Below are 2424 nucleotides of genomic sequence, written 5' to 3' on the forward strand. Positions count from 1 at the left end.
ATATCCCGAAGCAAGGCGGCAACGCACGCCAGGAGCATCCGCTGACCAGCACGTAGATGATGGCCGCGAACAGCGTCTCATCAGGCGTGTCCTGCGTGCCGCCGCCCTGCGGCCGCACCTTCGACGGTGGGATCAGCGGCTCGGCGATCTCCCACAGCCCGTCCGGAACAATCCAACTCCACGTACCCCGCCCCATGCCGAGCCCAACGAGCCAGCACCACATAGGACACTGTCTTACAGGTCCGCCAGACCACACGGTGGGCCGCCGGGACAGACGACGAGTACCTCAACGTGTGTGTACAGGACCGCGGTCACCTGGTGATCGACCAGAAAGACAGCCAGACACTGCTGCGGCCCGGCGCGCTCACCCTCTTCGACACCACCCGCCCCTACACGGTCACCTACCCTGCCGCCTTCCGCATGCACGTCATCCAGATACCGCGGTGGATGCTGGGAGTTCACGAGTCCGACCTGCGGCGTATCACCGCGGTGCCGGTCCACGCCGATACGGAAACCGCGTCGCTGATCATCCCGTTCCTCTGCCAGCTCGCCACCCAGGCGGGAAACCGTTCGCCGCACATGGGTGACTTACTCGCCCGCAACGCCGCGGACTTGCTGGCCACCCTCATCGCTGAGCGACTGGACCGCGACGTTGCCGACATCAGCACCGGCACCGACGCCGCGCACACCGCATTGCGGCTGCGTATCAAGGCCTTCGTCGACCGCCACCTCGCCGATCCCGACCTGTCCCCGCAGACCATGGCCGCCGCGCACAACATCTCCGTACGCCACGTGCACCGGCTCTTCCAGGACGAGTGGACCACCGCTGGCCGCTGGATCCAGCACCGCCGGCTGGAGGCCTGCCGCCGCGAGCTCGGCCGCCCGGGCCGAAACGTTCCAACGGTGATGACCATCGCACGCCGCTTCGGCTTCACCAGCCCCTCCCACTTCAGCCGCGCCTTCCGCGCCGCCTACGGCGTGTCACCCCGCGAATGGCGCGCCACCGCACACCTTGGCTCGTCTGCGTGATCGGCGACTCCGGCGGACGCGGCGACGATGAACGCTTCGATGGGGGCAGGCCTTCGGTGTCGGGCGGGTAGGGGGCGCGGCGGATGCCTGAGACGCCGCCTGTGACCAGGCGGACAGCTCCCCGGGAGCGTTCGGCGAATCGGCTGACGATGAGCTCGGCCCGCGCCCGGGGGCCTTCGTACACCGTGCGGACCGAGCGCCAGGTCTGCCCTTCTGCTGTTTGCCACGGCAGCGGTCCGGACCCGAGCGGTGCGGCTCCACATCGATCGGCGCGCAATCCTCGTCGACGATCGTGTGGATGCGGCGGCAGCGCGGGGTGCGCTGCCAGCTGCACCACCATTTCGGCTTGGCGCACTTCTTGCCGTGCCAGCGGCGGCAGTCCTTCGTGCGGCCGACGAAGGTGATGCGGCGGATCTCGTAGACGGCGTAGGGCGTCTGGTCCAGCCCGGTCTGGAAGGCGTCCAGGACCGCGCGGTTGCGGCCGTCCTCTGTGAGCCGCCCATAGAGCGATCCTGCGGGCCTGTACAGGGACATCTGCTCGTTGAGCGCCATTGAGACGTACTCCAGGCGCAGCACGTCGGCGGCGACGTGCGGGTGGGCGCGCAGCCGCTCTTCGTGACGGTCGCGGGAGGCGCAGACGCCGGAGAACGGGCACATGGCGCAGTACGACTTCTTGATGGGCTCACCCAGGGAGGCGAGCACGTACGCCTCCACGGCGGCCCGGTCCATCCGGGCCAGGATGAGCGGATGGCGCGGCTCGCAGGCGGTGCGCCCGGCCTCGGTGTTGAGGCGGCGCTGAATGGCCGTGTCCTTCTCGGCGCGGCCGAGTTCGTCGGCGTGGTAGCCGATGACGCGGCGGAAGGTACGCGCGCCGAACTCGGCGGCGGCCCAGTTGTCGAGGACCCAGCCCTTGAAGCGGATGGAGCAGCGGCGCTGGCCGTTCGCGAGCTGCGGCACGGGTCCCGCAAGGAGCTTGCCGCTGCGCGCGCCAGAGGACTGCAGCGTGCCCGGTTACGGGCGGTCGCCTTGCGCTGCGATCAGCTCGTGGACGCGGCCGCGGCCAGCGAGCAGCTCTCCTTCGACGCCGGCCGGGAGCACCGGCTGCGCGCCGAGCAGGCCATCGACGCGCTCAACGCCCGCTTCGGCTCCGGCACCGTGGGCCCCGCGGCGAGCTATCTGCGGGCTGGTTGACTTCGCGGCTTCAGGCCTTGGGGCGCTTGGAGCCCTTGCGGCCGTCGGCAAGCGCCTCGAGCAGCTCGGCCGGCTCCGGCCGGGTGCCACTGCCGAGGTAGCGGATGGTCTCGCCTTCCGGGGGCGTGCCGGTGTCCTTGCCGATCGGGTGGCGCCGGCTGGTCGCTGTGCGCCATCCGTACCGCTCGTCCCACACCAGCGCCG

General features: G+C 70.2%; 5 protein-coding genes and 1 pseudogene. 3 read left to right on the top strand and 3 right to left on the bottom strand.

The window, feature by feature from the left end; all coding sequences use genetic code 11:
- Window positions 1-196 (bottom strand): transposase (locus ACWD0A_RS34700; RefSeq protein ID WP_451304690.1); only part of this gene is annotated, 196 nt, incomplete at its 3' end.
- An 80-nt stretch (window positions 197-276) separates the two neighbouring features.
- Here ACWD0A_RS34700 and ACWD0A_RS34705 point away from each other — a divergent pair.
- A pseudogene (locus ACWD0A_RS34705) lies at window positions 277-618 on the top strand (AraC-like ligand-binding domain-containing protein); the annotation flags it as partial.
- 141 nt (window positions 619-759) lie between these two features.
- Window positions 760-1029 (top strand): helix-turn-helix transcriptional regulator, encoded by a 270-nt coding sequence (locus ACWD0A_RS34710; protein ID WP_451304691.1) that lies wholly within the window; start codon window positions 760-762, stop codon window positions 1027-1029.
- On the opposite strand, the gene ACWD0A_RS34715 is transcribed toward ACWD0A_RS34710, so the two are convergent.
- Window positions 982-1986, bottom strand: coding sequence for a hypothetical protein (locus tag ACWD0A_RS34715; protein ID WP_451304687.1), 1005 nt, complete (start codon window positions 1984-1986; stop codon window positions 982-984). The genes ACWD0A_RS34710 and ACWD0A_RS34715 overlap by 48 nt on opposite strands.
- A gap of 87 nt (window positions 1987-2073) precedes the next feature.
- Between ACWD0A_RS34715 and ACWD0A_RS34720 the strand changes: the two genes are divergently transcribed.
- Window positions 2074-2220 carry a hypothetical protein gene (locus tag ACWD0A_RS34720; RefSeq protein WP_451304688.1) on the top strand — a complete coding sequence of 49 codons (147 nt, stop codon included), beginning with the start codon at window positions 2074-2076 and terminating at the stop codon, window positions 2218-2220.
- A gap of 10 nt (window positions 2221-2230) precedes the next feature.
- On the opposite strand, the gene ACWD0A_RS34725 is transcribed toward ACWD0A_RS34720, so the two are convergent.
- The coding region (locus tag ACWD0A_RS34725; RefSeq protein WP_451304689.1) for a DUF6292 family protein at window positions 2231-2424 on the bottom strand (194 nt) is incomplete at its 5' end.

Source organism: Streptomyces sp. NPDC002867, from assembly GCF_053591895.1.

Excerpts from the sequence above, each read along its gene's own strand:
- ACWD0A_RS34710 (WP_451304691.1), top strand. The coding sequence starts at position 760 with ATGGCCGCCGCGCACAACATCTCCGTACGCCACGTGCACCGGCTCTTC.